This window comes from Ekhidna sp. (genome assembly GCF_964218185.1).
In the GTDB taxonomy this organism is placed as follows: Bacteria; Bacteroidota; Bacteroidia; order Cytophagales; family Cyclobacteriaceae; genus Ekhidna.
On record NZ_CAXPLV010000009.1, the window covers coordinates 1 to 23,160 of the forward strand.

The 23,160-nt window shown below is 41.6% G+C and carries 10 protein-coding genes; 7 read left to right on the top strand and 3 right to left on the bottom strand.

Annotation, left to right across the window (positions count from 1 at the left end):
• The 3 genes from ACEQZT_RS15480 to ACEQZT_RS15490 all read right to left on the bottom strand — a co-directional run.
• The coding region (locus ACEQZT_RS15480; protein WP_370090369.1) for an FG-GAP-like repeat-containing protein at positions 1-5,069 on the bottom strand (5,069 nt) is incomplete at its 3' end.
• A 222-nt stretch (positions 5,070-5,291) separates the two neighbouring features.
• Positions 5,292-8,681 carry an FG-GAP-like repeat-containing protein gene (locus tag ACEQZT_RS15485; RefSeq protein WP_370090371.1) on the bottom strand — a complete coding sequence of 1,130 codons (3,390 nt, stop codon included), beginning with the start codon at positions 8,679-8,681 and terminating at the stop codon, positions 5,292-5,294.
• The gene (locus ACEQZT_RS15490; RefSeq protein ID WP_370090379.1) at positions 8,678-10,468 is read right to left on the bottom strand and encodes a PorP/SprF family type IX secretion system membrane protein; all 1,791 of its coding nucleotides are present in this window, start codon (positions 10,466-10,468) and stop codon (positions 8,678-8,680) included. The genes ACEQZT_RS15485 and ACEQZT_RS15490 overlap by 4 nt, the downstream gene beginning before the upstream one ends.
• A gap of 231 nt (positions 10,469-10,699) precedes the next feature.
• Here ACEQZT_RS15490 and ACEQZT_RS15495 point away from each other — a divergent pair, with 231 nt between their 5' ends.
• The 7 genes from ACEQZT_RS15495 to ACEQZT_RS15525 all read left to right on the top strand — a co-directional run.
• On the top strand, positions 10,700-11,542 hold the full coding sequence (locus ACEQZT_RS15495; protein WP_370090372.1) for an outer membrane beta-barrel protein: 843 nt from the start codon (positions 10,700-10,702) through the stop codon (positions 11,540-11,542).
• Positions 11,543-11,653: 111 nt separating this feature from the next.
• Positions 11,654-14,908 carry a HEAT repeat domain-containing protein gene (locus tag ACEQZT_RS15500; protein ID WP_370090373.1) on the top strand — a complete coding sequence of 1,085 codons (3,255 nt, stop codon included), beginning with the start codon at positions 11,654-11,656 and terminating at the stop codon, positions 14,906-14,908.
• A 73-nt stretch (positions 14,909-14,981) separates the two neighbouring features.
• The gene (locus ACEQZT_RS15505; RefSeq protein ID WP_370090374.1) at positions 14,982-16,496 is read left to right on the top strand and encodes a DUF4062 domain-containing protein; all 1,515 of its coding nucleotides are present in this window, start codon (positions 14,982-14,984) and stop codon (positions 16,494-16,496) included.
• A complete protein-coding gene (locus tag ACEQZT_RS15510) occupies positions 16,496-19,774 on the top strand; it encodes a High-affnity carbon uptake protein Hat/HatR (RefSeq protein WP_370090375.1) in 3,279 nt (1,092 codons plus the stop codon). The genes ACEQZT_RS15505 and ACEQZT_RS15510 overlap by 1 nt, the downstream gene beginning before the upstream one ends.
• A gap of 7 nt (positions 19,775-19,781) precedes the next feature.
• Entirely contained in the window at positions 19,782-20,897 is a 1,116-nt protein-coding gene (locus tag ACEQZT_RS15515) for an outer membrane beta-barrel protein (RefSeq protein WP_370090376.1), read from the top strand.
• A gap of 3 nt (positions 20,898-20,900) precedes the next feature.
• Entirely contained in the window at positions 20,901-22,322 is a 1,422-nt protein-coding gene (locus ACEQZT_RS15520) for a hypothetical protein (RefSeq protein ID WP_370090377.1), read from the top strand.
• A 189-nt stretch (positions 22,323-22,511) separates the two neighbouring features.
• On the top strand, positions 22,512-23,160 hold a 649-nt coding region (locus ACEQZT_RS15525), incomplete at its 3' end, for a hypothetical protein (protein ID WP_370090378.1).

Genomic DNA, 23,160 nt, shown 5'->3' on the forward strand with positions numbered 1-23,160 from the left:
GCGTATGCACCAACAGAGGTATCGGTTCCTTGCCACCAGGTAAATGTGTAGTTTGAAACTACATCTCCCTGAATACTTACTGCAAGGAATCCATTAGGATTTCCAGGGTCGCATGATGAATTATCGATTACCTGACTTGTTGAAAAAGTAGGTGTAACGGTAATGTCGTCGACTACAACGTCTTCAAAAGAGGTACATTGAGTATCATCATTCGTAACTCTAATTCTATAGTCACCAGGGGCAAGATTTGAAAAAGTAAATGGACTCGAACCGTCATTGACTGTTTCATCAGGGCCTATCTGGGTAGTAAATGAATGTCCATCAAAGATTTCATAGGTGTATGATGCTGGCTCTGATGTTGACATTGAAGCGGTAACATCAACGCTTCCATCATCATTATCACAATGTGCATCATCAGTGACAGATGTAGCAATCATTGGTTGTGTTTCATCTCTTACAATAGTGATTGGAATTTCCACAGCGCCACATCCTGTTAGATTATCATATACAACCAATACATAATCTCCTTCATCAAGATCTCCAAACTGTCCAGTCGTGTTGATATAATCAGCATTGCCTGAAACTGTGGCTCCTTCATATAGTTCGAATCTGTAAGGGAACATTACGAAAGAAACAGTATCCACAAAGTTCCCTACAGTATTGTTTCCTCCTGCTGTAGATACGGCTTCAAACTGGAAACGAGTGGTGAATTGATCGGCAGGGATGGTATATTCCCCTTCATAGAAAGCCCATGCAGCACTTCCAGTTGAGAAATTACCCTGAACAACTTCAGCACCTGGCTCTCCAATGTTTACGGATAATACATCAGTGCCAGCTCGACCCTTGTGAGCGAAAGACCAATTTAATAATGAGCCCGGAACTGTGGCTAGATCAAAATATAGTGCTGCGTCGCTATTCGCATTAATTTCTGCAAATTGATCACCATGGTAAGCATCAGGATTTCCACTTGTGGTGTTGTTATTATGCCAGATTTCAATTCTTTGATCTGGCGCTGTAGTACTCCAGCCATCAATAAATGACTGATTATAAGTTTTGATTCTACCACCGTTAAAAGATTGTGCGTGGTTATTGTTAGTGAGAATATCAGGAGTTTCAAAACTGCTGTTGATGTTTCCTATTGAAACATCGTTCACATCTCCTGGCACCACACCAGAGGCGTCTATTGATCCAAGAACAGCAGCATTACAACTATTGATGTCATTTTGAATAAGGTTTCCAGGAGTCACGGAGAGTGAGCCAGGCGTGTCAGCTACGCTAACAGTTCTTGTTTCGACACATGAAGTGCTATTATCAGTAACTCGTACTGTATAAGTTGATTCCTCTAGCCCTCCAAGCTCAAATGGGTTATCGCTTACTAGGAAAGCTCCTGGTGCCGCTGATCCAGGCAAGGCATTTGCAGGGAGCGTGTTTGCACCCAAAAACCATTCAAATGTAAATCCAGCCACCGTACCAGCACCATCACCATCAGCTCTTACTATTCCGTTTCCGGCAACACATGATGTATTGTTTTGAACTAGGGTAGTGGTAGGATTAGGTGCTACTGAATTATCGTTTATGGTTGTTGTTATTGGAGTTTCAGATTGACAACCTGTAGCGTTATCTTCTACAATTAATGTAAAGTCACCTGGATCAGAAACTATATATGTATCCCCAACAAAATCTGCAGTAGGTTTGATATTAGGTCCGTCGTACCAATAGAATGTAAATCCTGCTGTTGTTCCTGAGACATCTGCTGAAATTTCTCCAGTTCCACCGCAAGCAGTAATATCGGTTGTAAACACATTGATATCAGTAGGTTTCGTTAAACTCGATTCAACATTTTGAGTTTGATTTGTCTGACATCCTGTTAAATTATCCGTGATAAATACATTATAGCCAGATCCAATACGCCTTAAGTCTGATATAATTTCTCCTGTTGCAATTGGAGTGTTGGTTCCATCATCAGCCTGAGTCCATACAAACTCAAAACCATCACCAGTAAGTAAAGTATCCTGTGGTGGATTCGAATCGCTAGCAGGGAATGTTCCATCTAATGTTGTTGTGTACACAAAAGCTCCAAGAGATCCGTTAGGATTGTTGCAATCTGTTTCTGCACTGATCTGATATGTCCATCCATATAGAACTGGAGCAACTAAATTGATGTCTACTTCTACCGTGTCTGAATAGCATTGCGTAGCTCCGTAATAACCAACCACATCATAGGTTCCAGTAGCCATCTGTGGATACTGACTACCCTCATAAATAACAGTTGAGTAATCATCGTCATTGTACCACCTGAAAACAAATCCATCTGGTTCAGTGTATTCTGCAGTAACATCTGGACCAGTTCCGTCAACGATAATATTATCTATGTAATGGTGTTCTGTGGAACTTGTGTTATGAATTTCTGCAATTATTACAAGCTTTGCAGCAGATCCATCAGGACTTAAATTTCCAACTATGGCTTGTGCGTATGTGAAATCACCGTCCTGATACCCATTTCCCAAGACGTTAGTTTGAATGACATTGCTACTAGCGTCTCTTAGTTCATAACTCACTCTAACCCAATCTCTCCATTGGCCTGAGCTTTCTTGATTACCATTTTCAAATATGTCAACAGTAACACCAATATCGGAGTAGTTTGAAATATCAATTTCCTGAGAAGTCCAGGTAACCACACCTACATCATTGGATGTTCCTGTACCAGAAGCTCTAAACATGTTTGATCCACTATAAGAATCTACACCGTAGAAGCTCGGGGTTTCACTACCTCCATCGGATGTCCAAGCAGTTTCATCTGTGTCAGACTTAGCTCCGCTGGTTCGGTCTTGAAAGTTTTCTACCCAAATATTTTCACTAGGTCCTGGTGCCGGCCCAAAGTAATAAGCTCTGGCTTGTCCATTGTTAGGTTTGGTTAAATCACATTTTCTATTGTCAAAAAGTTTCTCAACCGTAAGCTCAAAGGATTGTGACCCAACCAAGGTGCTTTGCATGTTGTTCTCCGTATCACATTCCGGGATCGATGCTGTAGGTAGGGGAACCGAAATTGGTGGAGTTCCTCCAGCGTCATTAATAACAACGAAGAGTTCGAAATCTCCTCCGATACCCGCTATCGTTTGAGATAGTGTTAGCGTTTGCCCTACTTCAAAATTGGTAATAAAAGTCACCTCTGTATCGAGAAGAACTGAGCTGGAAGGATCGGCAGTTGGATCCCCTGCATAATATGAAACAGGTAGATTACCTGAAATACCAATATCTCCAGTATTGGTGATTTCGAATTCTACCGTGATTTCTGCGTCCGGACAAAGAGCATCAGTAGCTGAAACAATTCCAACAAAGTCTATGTCGGGAGAGGCAAACTCCACGCACCCTTCATCATTCAATATAGGAGCTTGATTGATGAATGTATTAAGCGGGAAAACTTCAAAAGGAATAGGTGTGCCATCTGCATACTCACAGCCTGTAGATGAAATAAGGGTTGGATCCTGAACGACTCTAGGTATAGTTAGGTCATCGTTGATATTGACGTTATAATAGCCGTGCTGATTCCACACGCCACGTGCAGGCATCCAGGCCTCTCCATCGGATTCATATACTCGAACATGTGCGAACTCCGAATTACCATAACCACCAAATGGGGTGCTATTGTTAAAATAGCATGTCACACAGATTTCACTCGCACCATCTCCATCTACATCGGCGATAACAGGATACTCTTCTTGTGTTCTTGATACGCAGGCAATTTCCCTTCGTTCACTTGTAGTATTGTCACCATTACCAACCCCATCAATGATAAGAAGTGATTCCTCACTTCTATATACTACTTCTACGGCACCATCTCCATCAAAGTCAAAAAGAGAACAGCCCGTAAATCCAGATGAACCTTCCTTGATTGGATGAATCCAGTGTACGTTGAAGTTTTCATCCAGCGAGTAAAGTTTTTGATTCATTACGAAGTTGGCGTTGAGTTGTCCATCTCCATCCACATCACCAATATTCACACGTCCTGGGCCTCTCACAAAGTCATTCGATGAATCATGATAAGTGATAACATTACCGTTGGCCACATCCCAGAAGAAAATGGTTGTTTCACCTGTGTACGTTTCGCTACTCGTGCCTAATGCTCCAGTAATGATGAGGTCTATATTTCCATCAAGGTTATAGTCTGCTGCAGAAACAGAAGACCATTGATCATCCCAGCTGGAATAGTATTTTGGATAGTAATTTAAGTTGCTGGCAATATTGGTATGAATATCATCATCCATATCTGCAACCAATGTACGGGTTCCGGTTGCTTCGTTGATTGACCAAATCTCATTACCAGAAACCAATTCTAATCCCTCACAATCCGTACATGCACCTGCCGGGAAAATATCTACGGCAAGTGAGCCATGTGTGAATTCTCTTTCCCAATCAACGTTCGAACCTGCAATGATGATCGCGCCAGTTGCTGCATTTACAACTTCATTTCTATAGTAAATTTCAACATCACCGTCACCATCAAAGTCTGCGAACCCGGGAAGGCCAATTGCATCATTTTTAGAAGCTTTCCCGGACCATAAGATTGTCAGGTCATGATTAAACATGATCATGTCATCACCCTGATCTTGTGACACTAATATTTCACCAAACTCATCATTGTCAACATCACCAAGCACAGGGGCGTTTTCGGGATCCCAACCAAAAGTAGTGCTGGCTATTGTTGCGCCAGTGGCTCCATTTAAAACGTATACTGATCTACCATGCTTGTTAGTTGTAACCACCTCAGGAATTCCGTTTCCATCCAAATCTCCCACCATGGGTGTAGCGTGGCTATTGGCACTACGATCTTCCGATCCCCATTGTAGTCTCATTGCGAAGGAAGTCACATCAATTTCGTCAGCACATATAACCTGATTTCCGAAGAAGAAATCATCGCACGCGCCATCATTAGAACAATCCCCATCATAACAATCGATGAGGCCGTCACCGTCATCATCAACGCCGTTATTACAGATCTCTTGAGCTGCGGATAGAAGGGAGGATAGAAATAGGAATGAAAAAAGTACAGACTTCCAATAGCTTTTCATGGTATTAGTTGAAATGGATACGCACATAGATACACTTTTAAGGTATAATGTAACCCTCTAGCAAGGTAGATAAACCCCCTGAAAATCAAAAGGTATAATGGGTCATGGTAAAGTTAGGCCTATAATTAAAAGCAGAACTATATCAATATAAAATATAATTATTTAAAGGAATATTTTAGATAAACCATCACTTTTCAGGGTTTAAATAAAATGATTAGGGGATTACCTAGCGAGTAGAATGCTGCCAGTTTTATTCATTTGGCTGTTGTTATCGCATTTGAATACAAAATAATATACTCCTTCAGGCACGGGAGAGCCATTGGAATTACCGTCCCACACACAATTATTTTCAAATGGTGCATCTGCTACTTTGATGTTCCTTCCACGAGAGTCAAAAACGTAGACTTTACAGCCTGCCGTATTTGGTTGCGATGAATTCAGAATTTCCCAGCAGTCATTTGTTCCATCTCCGTTAGGTGAAAATGTTCGTTTAGGTCTAAGATTATCAAGGAGCAAAGTGATTTGACTGGAGACTGTACAGTTATTATCGTCTGTTCCAGTTAAAGTAATTACTGTAGTTGGCTGATTGGGAAATACCGTCACATCGATTGCGCCAGGGTCGTCAAATATACTTGTTGGCTCTGGCTGTACATCGCTACTCCAGCTCACATTTGTCACACCTTCAGCGGTTAACCGAATAAAGTTTTCCTCATCTAGTGTGATTTCATCCGTAGAGGCATCTGCATCAGGTGATGAAATGTCAACATCAGTAGGAAAATTTCTAACCTTAACACTATCAATTACCTCACAGCCTATGGTTGTTGTGATTGATACAATAGCATAAACAGAATCTACTCCAATTGGGGTGGAAAGATCAACTGCGCTGCTAGTAGTAAAATTACTCGCAATAATGGTGTCATTTGGGGCAGCCGCAGCATTTCTTGTTGACCATGTGTAGGTAGAAATAGAAGCACTTGGTGGACTGTCCAATTGGATATTAATTGTTTCAGCCTGACATTTTTGAACACCATCCGCAACATTAAAAGTTATGGTTGGCTCTGGGGATACCGTCACATTAAAAACTGTAACATCGCTACATGATTCCACTTCGGTTGGATCGTATGAAGTGGTGAGTGTCACAGTGTGAGCTCCTGTTGCTGAAAAAGTGGTTAAAAGCTCTGTAGGGTTAGTAGGGGAAACAGGGCTTCCGTCCACCTGCCAGCTGTAGTTTAGTGTAAACCCTGACTGGCCGGTACTGGTTGCGGTAAAAGTAGTTTCAAACCCGACACAGGTTTCGGTAGGTCCGCTTACTGAAGAAACGGGTTCTGAAATTGCGCTAATGCTGTAGGCATCTGTTTCCGTGATACATCCATCTCCATCCTGAACTTCAACGGTATAGCTGCCAGATAGATTGGCATTCAATGTAGCGCCTGTTGCACCTGCAATATCAACATTATCTCTCTGCCATTGATAATTCAGCGTAGGTGAAAAATCAGGCACCACAAGTGTGACGGACGAGGTTTCACAAAAATCATCAAGATCATTATTGGAAATCCCAAAAAGTGGTGGTTGGCTTACTTCAAGATTAAACTCGAGAGATTCCTCCGAAAAACATCCACTTGTTGGTCTAGCTCTTACTGTATAAATCCCAGCATCATTTATCGTTGCTCCTGTGATAGAAAGACTTCCAGTAGTTGTTGTGGTAGTTGTTCCATTTGGTCTGGTCCATTCATATGTTTCAAAAGGACCACCTGAAACATTAATTGTATAATCATCACCAACACAGATTAAATCATCCGGCCCGAATGTTGGAGGGGATGGTTGAGTGCCACCTATTAGTGTAAATGTTGCATTATCAGTTCTAGAACATTCATACGCCTCAGTGTCATCATGGGTCACTTCAACTTGTATGTTTACTGGTGTAGTTGATCCAGCTGTGACCACTACATCAACAGAGCTCCCATCGCCAATAGGTGTTAGTGTAGATCCACCATTTACAGCACTGATGAATGACCATTGATAAATAGCACCACTTGTTTTTGTTGTTTCCAAAGTGAATTGATCATCGTAGCAAAACTCAAGGTTATCAGGAGAAATTACTGGTTCAACACAATTTCTGTTGAGAAAAATGCCCAGATTTCCCGGATTACCTGTGGCTATATTGTGACTAAAGGCAATGTCTGGTCGTGCGTCACCATTTAAATCTCCTACACACAGGTTCAGACTGGTGTTCGTGGCAGTCAATGCTGTTGGAGTATTGAATGATATGCTTCCTGAAGTAGAATTATTTTCAATTACATATAATTCATCGATTGAAGTAGTAGAGGCAACTATAACATCGGGCTTACCATCACCATTCATATCCGCAATATCTACACCCCATGGTCCAGCACCTGTCATAGAAATATTTTGTGCTGCTCCGAAGGTGATATCACTTCCGGTTGATGTGTTTCTATGAAAAGCTATCCGCTGAAGTTGTTGATTTGTAACGACTATATCTATCAATCCATCTTCATCAAAATCAGCTGTTGCCACATTGATTCGTTGGGCTTGGGAGCTAATACCAGCCTCAAGTTCAAAGTCAATATTGCCTGGCTGACTATTATTTTTCAGAACATAAACTAATTCATTTGGCTGACGAAATGGTAATGCAACAATATCAATCCGTCCATCATTATTAAAGTCAGCAATGTCTATTGAACTAGTTCTTGAAGCGCTACCTACAGATATCTCATCAGGGGCTGCAAAAGTTAGATCACCATTACCTCTATAAATATGAATCGTAGCATCTTGTTCATTTCCCACAACCAAATCAGGATTTCCATCACCGTCTATATCTGCAATTTTGTTTCTTCTCGCATTTCTATTGAGTCCACCTGAGGTTTGAGGTAAAGCCTGTGAAGCAGTATTGTTATAAACCATATTAATACTCCCAACAGTACTTTGATTATGGTATACATATATTTCTTTGGTGAAGAGGGCGGAATTAGATGAAAATATGAGCTCAGGTTTTGCATCGTTGTTTAAGTCAGCACAAGACAATGAAATAAAACCAGAGAGGCTTACTGCATTGTTTATTATGATGGGTGGAGAAAACTCTGTTGTAAGTGAGCTTGTTGAGGCGGTGTTATTGTGGTAGATAGAGATTTCACTTCCGGTGTTGTCCGTAGATTGAATATTGTGAGAAATGATAACATCATTTTTGCCATCTGAGTCTAAATCACACATACAAACATCATAAGCATCAGTTTGAGTACTGCTAATTAAAAATTCATTGTCATAATTGACTATTTCACTACCACTGAAACTGATGAAAAATTGTTGAGATGACTGTGCGATTAAATTATCGGTTGTGTTTAAAACAGTAATAACTCCATGGGTAGCTCCAGCCGGCACAACGGCTGTCACTACATTATTAGAAGCTGTAACATCCCCTCCGGAAACTGATACACCACCAAAGAACACTTCGGTAACATTGGCAAGGTTTGATCCGGTAATCGTCACAGTTTGTCCTACTTCTACATGAGTAGGAGAGATGCTGTTGATAAATGGCTTTTGCGCCAACACAATCATTGGACATAAAAGCAAGGTTGCTATTAATGTTCTCATCATTCTGTCACTTGAAGTACCCACGCTTTAGATAGCTTAGGTCTTTTTCTAAATTCATCACGCTTCTTTCTGGTTTGTGATATACTACCAGACTGATAAACAACTACATAGTAGTATCCGCGTCCACTGTTATATCCCACAAGCGTGTCGTGGAATCCCATCTGGAAAAGTTCATCACTGTAATCTTCTGCATTTTCAAAAACGTTGAACGCTCCTCCAATTACATAATTCCCCGCAGGGAGTTCGAGTAGGTGATTGCCTCTTTTCGTCACTACATGATCGTCTGAAGAAGCCAATTCTTCATGAGTTCTAAAATCCTGGGTGAGGTCAGGGTTTCCTTTGGCTACTTCATCATGTAGTTCTGGGTTTTCAACGATCGTATTCGCTTGTGCTTCATTGATAGCCTTATCCCATTTTACAATATGCTCCACACTGCCATCTGGATTTACTTTCTCATATTTAATCCCAACTTCTTTAGTTCCGTCAGGTAATGTCCGCTCTAAGTGACCATCGGGAGCTACAGTCAGATTCCCCGCCTCAGCAGTCGGCACCCAGCTGATAACCACATTCTTTCCTCCATCTGCATCTGGTTTCTCTAACCGTATACCAGTTTCTTCTTCCCCAAACTGGTTAGTTCGGGTTATTTCACCATGATCTTCCTGATGATCCCAATCATCTGCTTTTTCCGTAGGGATGTCTGCCTCTGCATCAGGCTCATCCAGTACCGTTGGTTTGGCTATAGATAATGCATCCTCATCTGCAGGCGTTTCTGGTCTGCTTTGCTTCAGTGCTGCCAATTGCTTTTGTCTTTCCAGCTCCGCCTGTTTAGCTCGTTCTTCCGCTGAAAGTCTGTGACTTTTAATAAAGGATGAAACGTGCTCAGCATGATCCTTTTTGGTGCCAAGGTGATAACCCAGGTTAACTTCTAGTGTAGGACCTAGTTGTGATGAGATGTTAGAATTCCCAAGCTCATAGGCAAATCCTATGGCGAATTTTTCTTTCAGTTTTGCACCGGCTAAACCTATGATGCCTGCATCCTGACGGTAAGAGGCCCCCACCCATACAATGTGATATAAGTGAGCAATGAGTACGCCTTCGTACTGATGTGGGATCACATTGCTGTACCTATATATAAGGTGTGGCTCGAACGCAAAGTCATCACTTACGTGACCTCTGTAGTTCATTTTAAAGAGAATATTGTCAGTAGGAGAGAATTCGATATCTGCAATTTCCTTTTGAGTGATAGGGTTGTAGTTAAATAAGTTCGGTAACGATACCCCAACGTTGAAATGGCCAAAGTGGTAAGCTACCCCAACATCGCCAATGAAAAATGTGGACTGATCAAGGAAGTTATCAAAAGCAGGATCACCAGGAGAGTCAAACTCTGTAATGTTTACGGAGTTAATGCCCGCACCAAGCGACATCCCAAATCTCAAAAAGTGTGTTCTGTCAATATTTATCAGGTAGGATGCGGAAGCTTTAGCTGCTGAGGTAGAAAGGAGTCCCTGAGTAATGTTAAATGCAGCTCCCCCAACGGCAATTCCACCTTCTAGTGGGACGTGAAAGCTGGCGTGGGATATCTGTGGCGCTCCTTCCACGTTAGTCCACTGATCCCTGTACATCACGAAAATAGCAGCGTGTCCTTCTACACCCGCATATGCGGGATTGTACATATAAGGGTTCATAAAGAACTGATTATAAACCTGAGGCTGTTGCGAACTAGCTGTTAAATATGAGGAGATAAGAAAAGCTGTCAGGGCAATTCTCTTGACCCATTTTACACACACCATCTTGGAGGAAATTGATTGTTTCAAGTAGTGATGATTTCTTTGATCCAAACCCTAAATTAGAGAATTTATTGTATTTATCCTTACCCGTAACAAATATCACCATAAATCGAGTATTTATACTGAGTTGTGGTTATCTACGGATTCGTTCGATTGGACTAAGAATTTGCATACGTCTATAATAGTACTCGAATCTATTTCGTATTATTACAACTGAAAGGAAATAAACATAATATGAAGTCCATTCTTGTTGTTTGCTTGGCTATTCTCCTTCCCTCGTTGACTTACAGTCAATATTGGTTTGGACCCAAAGTAGGTGTAAGCTATATCGATCACGTTTATCAAGACAAGACCTACGAGAAAGATTCGTTTAATGTATCGCCTAATTTGAATTGGCAGGCGGGCTTTGCTTTGGCTTATACAGCAAGCGACATGTATACAGTATATGGAGAATTGCTTTATGAGCGAACCCATAAGACGGTGAAAGACATTGAAACGGATGGAGAAAGGGAGCATGCTGAAATGACCAATCATTTTATCTCTGCACCAATCATGCTGCGAGTCACCTTAGGTCGAGTTCCCTTTCATTACTATGTAAATGGTGGTCCCAGATTGGCATATTGGGTTGGAGGAAAGGGAACATTCTTTCCATCTGATGACGAAGAGTTTTGGCCTCTGTTGGATGACGATAGCAATCCTTTACCACTGGATTATAAATTAAAGTTTAATTCGGCGAATGCTTCCCCGGGAGATTTTACGACTGCCTATGTTAGTGAGCCAAATAGGTTTCAGTTTGGATTGACAGTTGGAGGTGGAATGTACTTTGATATTCAGGGAGGAGGTCGTCTTCAACTTGATTTCAGGTATACATGGCAGCATAGCAATATGGCTACCAACACCTCAAAAGATACTAATCTAATTCGTGGTTCATCTGGTGATGCGGATTATTATAGAGAAAACCTTGAATACTATCATAATATTGCAACTATCGGTATAGCTTATATGTTCAGCTACGACTCCAACTTGAGAAGGAAAGGAAAGAGCACAAGCAAGGAAAGTAATAAAAAGAAGAAATAATATAACTATTTAAAGTTATATGCCCCATATTCTCCCTCTTTAATTGATTTATTCCTACAATTACAGGTAAATTCCTAACTTAGTTTAGTAGCCTGTAAATTTCAACTAGCTGTGGTTCAAGCATTCTTAAAATTCTTAGGTGGAGAACAAGGAGAAGAAAGACAAATGTTGCTCTTGCTTGGTAAGGGTTTCTTCATGGGTATCCTTCTTGCTACTTACCAGATTGGAGCAGAGACTCTATTCCTCAGTGTGCTTGGTGATGAATTTCTTGATGTTGCTTTTTTTGCTGCCGGAGGTGCCGGAATAGTATCAACCGCATTATTTGTTTTTCTTCAGCGCAAGATCAACTTTTCTACACTAGTTATTTCGACCACATTCGTGATCCTTTTGTTTATCGGTGGAATTCGACTTGCTTTCGAGTTCATCGGGTATGATAGTTCACTATCAGGGGTATTTCAGGCGCTTCCATTCATCTTGTTTGTGATGATTGGCCCGGTCACTTCCATTATTCTATTAGGTTTTTGGGGTGTTTTTGGTCGTGTGTTTGATTTAAGGCAAAGTAAGCGGATCATTGGAGGTATTGATACAGGCCAGTTGATGGCCACAATGATTGCCTTCTTTAGTATTCCACTTTTGACGAGTACTATAATTGATCAGACATACGATTTGCTATTTGTGTCTGCAATAGCATCCCTCGGGGTATTCATTTTTACTTTACTATTGGCCACAAGCTATAACCTTGATAAAGCTACTAAGGTGTTGAAGGGTGAAAGTGTCGAAAAGGTAAATTTCTTCTCCTTGATGAAGGATAAATACCTTAGGCTCTTATCAGTTTTCCTCATTTTTTCAATGGGAGCGGCAGTTTTCGTTGACTATACCTTCCTGAGTGCTACGGAAACCATGTATCCGGATGAAAAGGATTTATCCAACTTTCTCTCGTTCTTCTCAGGGACGGTAATTGTGGTATCCTTCCTGATTCAAAGCTTTATCAATGACATCATCATTGGAAAATTTGGTCTTAAAGTAGCTCTCATGACTATGCCTTTGATTTTGATCCTCTTTACAGTGGGGGCAATAATCGTGGGGCATATTTTCGGGTATGAAACGAAGACTGATGAATTCATCATGTTCTTCGTATTGACCGCCGTTGGTAAGTTATTTATCGCTTCACTCAAAGACGCACTTGAAAACCCGGCGTTCAAGCTATTCTTCCTTCCTCTCGATATCAAGATACGATTTGATATCCAAACTCGAATTGAAGGTGTGGTTAATGAAATTGCAGTTTTTATAGCTGGTGCAGCACAGATGGCTCTCGGCTTGCTGGTTTTCTTTAAACTAATTCACTACTCCTACTTCATTCTTGTTCTAGCTGCTGGAGTTATTTATCTGGCAGGAAAACTGTTTGAAGAGTATAAGAAAACCCTGAAGACTACACTGGAGAAACAAAAAGCCAGTCTGCAGGGAGAAGGGAAAAGAAACGAAAATAACACCCTCAATATTCTAAAAGAAGAGGTATCCAGTAAAGATGTAGATCGTGTATTAAATGCTCTTAAGGTATTTGAGAAACTCGAGCCAATAGAGTTTGAGTTTGTACTCCTCGATTTACTAAACCACAGATCACCTGTGCTGAGGAGTTTCGCTTATCAGAAATTGGGAGACAGGCTTTGCTGGGAGGCGGTGGAGATTATTGAAAAGGATCTCAAAACGGAGGGCAATGAAGACGTTCTCAAAGTAGCACAAGTTTCATTCGAAAAACTTAAGAAAGCAGCAGATTTTAAACTGACAGATGTTTCCATCAAGGAGTTGGTAAGATCAACTGACGCAGCGGATCGGGAAAGAGGGGCCAGACTTCTTGCTAAAGCATCCGAGGATCGCCATATTGCCTACATAGTAGAGCTTCTACGTGATATAAACCCGAACGTACGATCAGCTGCTATGATTTCAGCAGGTAAAGTAAAACGCCCTGAGTTGTGGCCAATTTTAATTGAAAACCTTCATCTGGCTACCTATGGAAACGTAGCTATGTCAGCATTGAAAGCTTCCGGCGAAGCAGCCTTTCATACGGTAGATACTGCATTCTATAAAACAGGTCAGTATCACCCGACCATGATTAGAATCATTCAGGTATTAGGTAGAATAGGTGGGCGTGGAGCTACTGAACTACTTTGGAAAAAGATTGACTTCCCAGATCGTAAGATTGTATCGCAACTCTTATTGTCATTGAGCTATATCGGATTTGTGGCCAGAGATTTTCAGGCGGCTAGAATTAAAATAGCCGTAGAAGGAGAAATTGGTGACATTGCCTGGAACATTAAGTCGTCCCAGGAGATACCTGATGAGTCACCCATCGATCATTTGATTCGTGAGGCAATGATCGAGGAGGATATCAAAAACTATGACAACATTTTCATGTTGTTAGGAATGATTTATGATCCTCAAAGTGTCCTTCTTGCAAAGGAAAATATTCGAAATGGTACTACAGAGAGTATCACGTTTGCTGTGGAGATGATGGACATTTTCGTGGAAGAAGAGCTAAAGCCAAAATTGATTCCTGTAATGGATGAGTTGAAAGTGCCGGAAAGGCTTGCTAAACTTCAGAACCACTACCCACCAGAAGATTTTGATTCATACGAAGATTTATTGCTACAAATTATTAATAGAGATTACAATAGAATCAATAGGTACACCAAGGCTCTGGCTATGTATCGGTTTGGCCAGTTGAGTAATCACGTGACGGCAGATTTGATTGCCAACCTTTTCAATCCCGATCCTTTACTACTTCAAACAGCTGCCTATGTGATGTATAACATTAATAAGGAGTCATATCACGAGCATACCAAGAGATTAAGACCTGTTACGAAGAAGGAGCTCGATAAAGCAATCCTACCTCCGGTGTTTAGACATGAAGATGAGGAGTACCATCAAAAACTGCTTTTGATTGAGCGAGTAATTGAGCTGAAGAATATTGAGATATTCAAACGAATACCTGGAGAGCTCATCACCTATATGGCTGAGAATCTAGAGGAAATCAAAGTGAAGCTTGGAACGACAATCATTAGAGAAGGCGATAGTGGGATGGAACCCATGTATATCGTGCTGGATGGAGCTATTGACATCTACGAAGGTGATCATAAAGTGGCAGAGCGCGAAAAGCATGGAGTTTTTGGAGAGAAGAACCTGACAGAGTCAGACACCTTTTCATATACAGCATTGGCAAGAACGGAGTGTACTCTGTTGCTGATGCGTAAAGAAGAATTATTGAATTTAATGTCGAAGCATATCGAGATACTGGATTGTTGGTTGGATATCATGAACGGGGTAATGGACGAAGATGAAAAAGAGATTGTAGACGTATTATTTGGATGATTTCGATGAGTGACTTTGGATAGAGTAAAAAATTAAGTTATTTCACTATATAAAAACCGCCTAATCGCGACAAATGAGCAGTAATCGCACCATAGCATTAATATATTCAGAGAAAGATGATCAGCAGATCGAAGGAGGGGTAAAAGGATGGGTCACAAATTTTCACAAATTTCTATCTACTCTGATGTATCAGATTACCAGAGAAAATCCGGTAATCAAGCTCATCAACGAGTCTAACTTCTCGGCATCTGAACTTGATGACTACAATGTGGTCATAGCGGTGGTTACACCCAATCTCGCCAAGGAGAATCTGATTATCAAATCGATAAATGCGCACGGTAAAAGACTAAAGTCTCAGAACAAGCTGCTTGCCGATGGAGTAGCCAGAATTTTTAAGGTACTTAAACGACCCTATGACCCAGATGCTCATCTGGATGAATTGGAAGATTTACTAACCTATGATTTCTATCTGGTTGATCCGCTCACTGGAGACCCACAGGAGTTTACTCGTTTTTTTGGAAGTGATGCAGAGCGAAGCTATTGGATGAAGCTGGTAGACATGGCCTATGATATAAACCATGTGCTGCATGCAAAAGAGGTTATAGATGGCGAGGGATCTTATGATACCATTCCACGAGAAAAAACAGTTTACCTCGCTAGTACCGGGGTTGACATGGTGATTCAGCGAGATATCATCAAGCGGGAGCTTATCAGACACGGATACAAAGTCTTGCCTGATCATAGCCTCCCAAAAGAAGCAAAGGCGCTTGAACGAATGGTTAGAGATGACCTTGATAGATGTAGACTTTCCATTCACTTGGTTGGCGAAGATTATGGATATAAACCACGTGGATCTGAGCTTTCGGTGGTTGATATTCAAAACAGAGTAGCCTCCGATCATACCTATCAGATGGTTGAGAAGAATAAGGAGGCGAAGGATGGAGAGAAAGAGCTATTCAGCCGGCTTATTTGGGTTTCTCCGGATTTGAAAAACGTGACTGAGCGTCAGAAGATTTTTATTGAAGACCTGAAAAGTGATGCAGCTGCTCTCGAAGAAGCTGAAGTACTGCAAATTCAGTTACAGGAATTGAAAACCATCATCCGTGAAGAGCTCGTAACAGGCGGGCGTTTCAATGTCCGAAGAAACATTAAAGGACTTGATCAGGAGGAAAAGAACGAAAAGACCAAGATGATCTACCTCATTGCTGACAAGCGAGATGTTGACAGCATTGATGATATACAGTCATACTTAAAGAAAGAGGGTTTTAATGTGGTTTCTCCAAGTTATGAAGGTGACTTGGTGGACTTGCGATACATACATCAGGAAAATTTACGCAGATGCGATGCGTCAATTATATACTTTGGTCAGGCTACTGAAGACTGGATCAAAACCAAGCTACAGGACTTGCTAAAAGCTCCTGGTTTCGGCCGTGAGAAGCCTTTGTCGGCAAAAGCGGTTTACTTTCAAGGGCAGAAGGATGTGGACATGGAGCACTATAAGAAAAACAACGCCATGGTATTGGGGAACAACGGAGGAACATTCAATCCGGAGCACCTCAAACCTTTTCTAACTAAAATAGAAAGCTGATGAGCGAAAAAGAAATTGATGTTCAAGGACAGGAAGTTCAGGACATTGTTGACATTACCCAATTAATCAACCCGTTTCCGGGTCTTAGACCTTTCGGGATCGAAGAAAGTCATCTCTTCTTTGGTAGAGAGGGGCAAAGTGACGAGGTACTTGTCAAGCTTTCAGAGAACAAATTTGTCGCAATCCTGGGAGCCTCAGGTAGTGGTAAGTCCTCCCTCATGTATTGCGGACTTATTCCTACGCTGTATGGAGGTTTCATGACAGAAGCCGGCTCCAACTGGCGTATTGTCGTTACCCGTCCGGGTGGTGGACCGATTGATAATCTCGCCGAATCATTACTTATTAGAGATAAAGAGTATTCAAATCTTGGCGATGAGGATAAGCTCATCAGAAAAACGATCATCAGCACGGTTCTGAGAAGTAGTTCTCTTGGTCTTGTGGAGGTGGTTAGACAGCTTAAAGCAGACGATCATCAAAATGTTTTGATCTTGGTCGATCAGTTTGAAGAGCTTTTCAGATACCGCAAATTGGAATCAGCAACTTCGGACCTTGATGAATCATCAGCATTTGTAAATCTTTTGCTGGAAGCTATTCATCAGTATGATGAGCCGGTATATATCGCTTTGACGATGCGTTCCGACTTTATCGGAGAGTGTGCACAGTTCCCGGACTTAACTCAGATGATCAATGACTCTCACTACTTGATTCCGCAGATGACACGGGATCAAAAGCGTACAGCCATTGAAGGTCCTGTGGCAGTAGGAGGAGGTAAAATAGCACCTCGATTAACCCAGCAGTTGCTAAACGATGTAGGGGACAATCCGGATCAGCTTCCAATTCTTCAGCACGCGCTCATGCGTACCTGGTCTTACTGGACAGAGAACAGAAAAATCGGAGAACCGATTGATCTAAGGCATTATAACTCCATTGGTACCCTAAGAGAAGCACTCTCTATGCACGCCAATGAGGCATTCGATTCACTGAGCAAACGTGAAAAAGAGATTTGTGAGGTGATGTTTAAAGCTCTCACGGAGCGTGGTTCAGAAAATCAGGGAATCAGACGTCCTACTAAACTTGGAACGATTGCTGCCATTGCCGGGGTGAATGAGGACGAAGTAGCAAGAGTAGTGGAGCGATTCAGAGAGCCAGGAAGGTCACTTTTGATGCCACCATTTGGTGTAAGATTGGAGTCTGAGACAGTAATTGATATTTCTCACGAAAGTTTGATGCGTATTTGGGTGCGATTGAAGCGCTGGTTGGATGAAGAATCCAAAGCTGCAGAGATGTATCTGAAACTTTCTGAAGCTGCAGAAAGATATCAGGAAGGTAAAGCAGGTTTATGGCAAATGCCGGATTTGCAACTTGCCTTAAACTGGAGAGAAGAAAACAGACCTACACTCGTTTGGGGTCAGCGATATAATCCTGCCTTTGAGCGGACCATGGTGTTCCTTGAAACATCAGAGAAAGCTTACCTAACCGAGCAGCGAAACAAAGAAGTTCTCCAAAAGCGCCAGGTAAAAAGGATGCGAATTACAGCTGTGGTATTAGCCATTGCTGTATTAGTATCATTGACCTTCTTGATTTTTGCTTTTATTAAAGCGAGTGAGGCAGAGAAAGAAAAAGCAGCTGCTCAAGAGCAAAGGGATAGAGCTATAGAGTTGCAGAAAGAAGCAGACATACAACGTGAAAAGGCAATTACTGCCGCTGCTGAAGCAAATGAGGCTCGAGCTGATGCTGAGGAGGCTCTTGATCGTGCTTTGGTTGCAGAAGCAGATGCGAAAAACCAAGCTGCAATTGCAACGAGAGAAAAGGAAGCTGCTAATCAGGCGAGATTACAAGCAGAAGCTGCCGAACAGCAAGCAATTGAAAATGAACGCTTGGCTAAAGAGCAGGAAGAGGCTGCAAAGAGGGCTCAAGCAGAAGCTCAAAAAGAACGAGACAATGCCGAACGCCTCCGATATCAAGCCATTGCACAGTCTATGGCGATCAAAGCCAAAAACATTCTATCCGAAGATCAAGATCAGGCAGAGTTAAAAGCGATAGTAGCTCGTCAGGCATATTTATTCTATGAAGAATTTAAGGATGAAGGTAAAGATTACAATGGTGATATCTATGCTGGTATCTATAATGCATTGCAAGGTCTTTATGAACGGGAAGCATTTGAGGAATTTGGAGATATTGAGAAAGGTGACTCCATCTTTAATCAATACCACAAACCGGTTGATCCTAACTCAGAAAATACTATTGTAGGCGTTCGTTCAGTGGTATACTCGAACGACGGTAATTCAATGTACTCGGCAAACGCGGATGGTGAAGTTGTGAAGTGGAACGTGGAAACCAGAGCATGGAATCTGATCTTCCAAAATGATAACGTTGCTCGTGTGGTAAACATTAGCCCGAATGAGCAATACCTGGCATTGGGTACGGAACAGGACAATATTTTACTTTTTGATGTGCAGAACATTAATCAGCAGCCATCTAAAATTGATGGTCATGTTGGAGGAACAGTATTCGACCTTTTGTTCTTGCCTGATAACTCTGGCTTTATTTCTGTAGGTGCCGACAAACGCATCTTAAGAAGTGATTTCAGAACTGCCACAGAACTTGCAAAATCAACAACAAGAATTAAGCGAATTGCTCTTTCTCCAGATGCAAAAACGCTTGTTGGTGGTGGAGACGATGGCAATGTTTACTTGTGGGATTTGACGGATATCGGAGCTGGTGCCACTACATTGGTGAATAAATCAGAAGGCACTGCCAATGATAAAGGGTCTCGAGCAATCAAATCAGTTAAATTCAGCAATAGTGGAAAATACCTGGCTTACGGTAGTGATGATGGACGTTTGACCATCTGGGATATGGAGAATGATGAGCAAGTACAACCAACGCTTACCGGATTCAGAGCACCAATTACTGATATAGAATTTAGTCCGGACGATCGTCTGATCCTGGGAACTTCTACAAATAGTCAGGTTCGCGTGTGGGATATGCAGAATCTGTTCGACCTTCCTATCGTTCTGGAAGATTATAAAGGTCAGGGACAACAAGGTTGGGTAAATGATGCCAGCTTTAGTCCTGATGGAAAGTTCTTCGTGACGGCTGCAGGCGATGGAAACATAAGAAGATACCCAACAACTGCTCATGCTATGGCAAAGGAGATTTGCTCTCATATTACAGAAGGTAACATGTCGGATAATGAGTGGAGACAATATGTTGGAGAAGGAATTGAATATGTAGAAACCTGCGAAGGATTACCAAAACGAGGAATAGAACTCTAAGAACTCTATGAAGAAACACCTAATCACGCTTTTTTTGTTGGTCAACGCCTGCTGGGTATTTGCCCAATCTTCCTCACAGTGTGCCAGAGCTTTATCCCAGGCAGAGCTTGCGTTTGAGCAGGGGAGGCTTTCGGATATCATCAGCGACTATTCTAATTCCAACAGCGGATTTACCCGATGCTTGGAGGGAGGAGTATTTTCTGTTGATGAGGAAATCAGAGCCTATAAACTTCTGACTAAAGCTTACCTCTTCCAAGATGATGAGGAGATGGCTGAGGAGATGTTTGTAAAACTTCTTGGTGTAGATAAAGAGCATCAACTTGCCGCTGAGGATCCGGCTGAACTTTACCTTTTGAAGGACAAATTCAAAACTGAGCCTATCTTGAGGGTAGCGGTACGTGGAGGATTAAATAAATCTTTACCGTCTGTCATTCAGAATTTCAATACGTTCCAGACAGGTCAGAAACGATACAACGAAAAGGGGAATGATACTGGATTGGGTATTGGATTTTGGGCTGAAGTATTGGCAGAAAGACACATTACCAAAGGGATAGAAGTAGCCAGTGGCGTGCAGTACAGAATTGCCACCTATGAAATAGAGGGGGAAATGATTGAGAATGATTTGAACTATGTGGCTAAAAATACGAGTAACATGTTGCGTATTCCATTGATAGCGAGATATAGTTTGAACTATGACAACAAGGATGAAGATGGCAATCGGATAAAGTTATTGCCCTATGTTTTTATAGGAGGATCATTTGATTTAATGTTAAAGGCAAAATACCTCGACACTCGACGAACAGGAGGTACGGCATACACGCTTCCTGATGCGAGTCAGGACTTGAAAGAAGCAGATCAGGTCTCTTCGACCAATGTTTCCATTATGGGAGGATTGGGAGTTCGGTTTAGAGTTGGCCGTTCGGAGGTCGACTTCTTTTCTATTGAATTACGATACGATAATTCACTATTTAATTACATAAATCCCGACAATCGATGGGCTAATAAAGATGTGAACTTTGGTATTGGTCACGTTGAGGATGATCTTACTTTAAACACCGTTTCCATTTCATTTGGCTATACCCGATCACTTTATATTCCACGAAAACGTAAGCAGTACCGCTAGTATATGAGATACTTATTTCAAATAATTATTGCCTCACTTCTGATTGTTTCATGTCAGATTGAAGACGAAAATGCTCCAGCTCCTGATGAGACCTATGTTAAATATTATGGAGAGCTTACCAGCTATGAAGCAAGTGATATTGAAATTATCTATGATGCAACTGGCGAGGTGGCTGAAGGGTTGATTGTTTTCGGAACTAAGCTTACTGAGAATGGAGATACAGATTACTTCATACTTAGAACGGATCTTCAAGGAAATTTAGTTGATTCCATTTCTTTTGGATATTCAGATACACTTGATATACAGCCGTTTGGCAGCCCGGATGGATTGGCTGATGATTGGACGGGCGATGGAGTTAAGGATAGGTTCAGGGCTGATGAGTTTGCGGGTCAAATTCAACCAATTAATGGATTTGGATACGCAATAATTGGATCTTCTTCGATCACCATCAATGCATTAGGTGTTTCTGACTGGCGATGGTTGACTTTCGGGTTTCTCGATTTAGATCTTGAACCGATCAGATTTTTGAATGACACCCTGCTTGCCAGAATTTCAGACAGTGGAGATCAGCTCGATATGGTCGGAAATGACATAATCCTTTTATCATCCGGTGGATTTCTGCTTGCTGGAGGTCAGGAGTTTGATAGGGGTGGTGGAGATACTGATTTTGACAACTACTTCATGAAGCTGAATTTTGATGATGGAATTGTCTTTGAGTCAAATCAGGGAATCAGCGGTGAAGGTGAAGATGATATTCTTGTGAGAGTCTTTGAAAAGAGTAACGGAAATTTGGTGATGATAGGGAGCAGTAATACTCCAAGCTTACTCGGAGAAAATGCAGGAGTAAATGGTGTAAATGTATTCTATCTTGAAACGGATGAGAATGGTACACCTGTCAATTCTGCAGCTTATGGAATTGATAATGTCAACAACAATGTTGTTTACAATGATCAGGTTAACAATGCAATTAGACTGTCATCTGGATTTGGTATAGTTGGTACTTCCAGCACTTCGCAAAATCAACGTTTTGGTTTTATCATGAACCTTAGTAATAACGGGATTTACTTAAGTGGAAATAGTCACGATAGCTCACTCTACAACACCGAGAGCGTTACACTTCAAAATACTGGTCGGGGGATAGTGCAAGCACCCGACAATGATCTGGTTATGCTTGGTCAGTATACGTCATTCACTAGTGGAACTAACTCACGAGGTGGCGAAGGCATGTTTGTGAAGTTTGACCAGGCATCAAACCCAGTGGAAGGAGCTGAGTCATTCTTCGGACTTTCTGATGGTAATGATAATATTGTGGATGCAGTCACTCTTCCGGATGGAAAAATTGTGGCTGTCGCAAATGTGGATTTTGGAGGTGGGGTAAAACTGATTTCCATTATTAAGTTGAATAGTGATGGATCTTTGGATTAATCATTCTTGGAATAGTTCAATTTTAACCTTTATTAGTCTTATCCCTGTAATTAAAGTCTATATCGAAAAAACCAAGTGGTTCTTTGATATCACTAAACGTTTACTGAACTTCATATTTAAGTTAGATTTGGAGTGAATATATCAGATTCTTGACATCCAAATAGGGACTCATCGCTCAATTATTTTACTATGAAAAAGTTTAGCTGGCACCATCTTCTTTCCATTATTTTTCTTTTACCATTGTTGTCCTTTTCTCAGACAATTACAATCTCCACACCGATAGAAGGGGATGATATTGTAAATGCGACTGAAGCTGCAACTGTGACGATTTCAGGGACAAGTGCTGGTGGTACTGTGGGTGGTACCACTGTACAGGTGACCATAGGAAGTGTATCACAATCCACTACCGTGTCAGGTGCAAATGGCCCCTGGACAGTTGATTTGAATATAAGTGGTGAGGCGGATGGTGCATATAATGTAAGTGCCGTTTATGATCCCGGAGGAGCAGCAATAGCAGCAACCAATGATAGTTATGGGATTACTCTAGATCAAGGATCTCCCTCAGCGACAGTTACAGTTGGTCAGCCAACAATCAGTCTTGGGAACTTGACACAGACAGTGGTTGTGACCTACGATGAATCCATGGATAACGGAACCAGTCCAACAATTGGATTTGATAATAGTGTCAATTTCACTTCAAATTCAGATGGAGCCTGGTCAACCACCACATTTACCGATGATACCTGGACGGAGACATTTACGCATGATGGTACTTCAGAGGAGATAGCTGCAGAGACGGTTACTGTTTCATCGAGCAGTGGAGCAACGGATGTTGCGG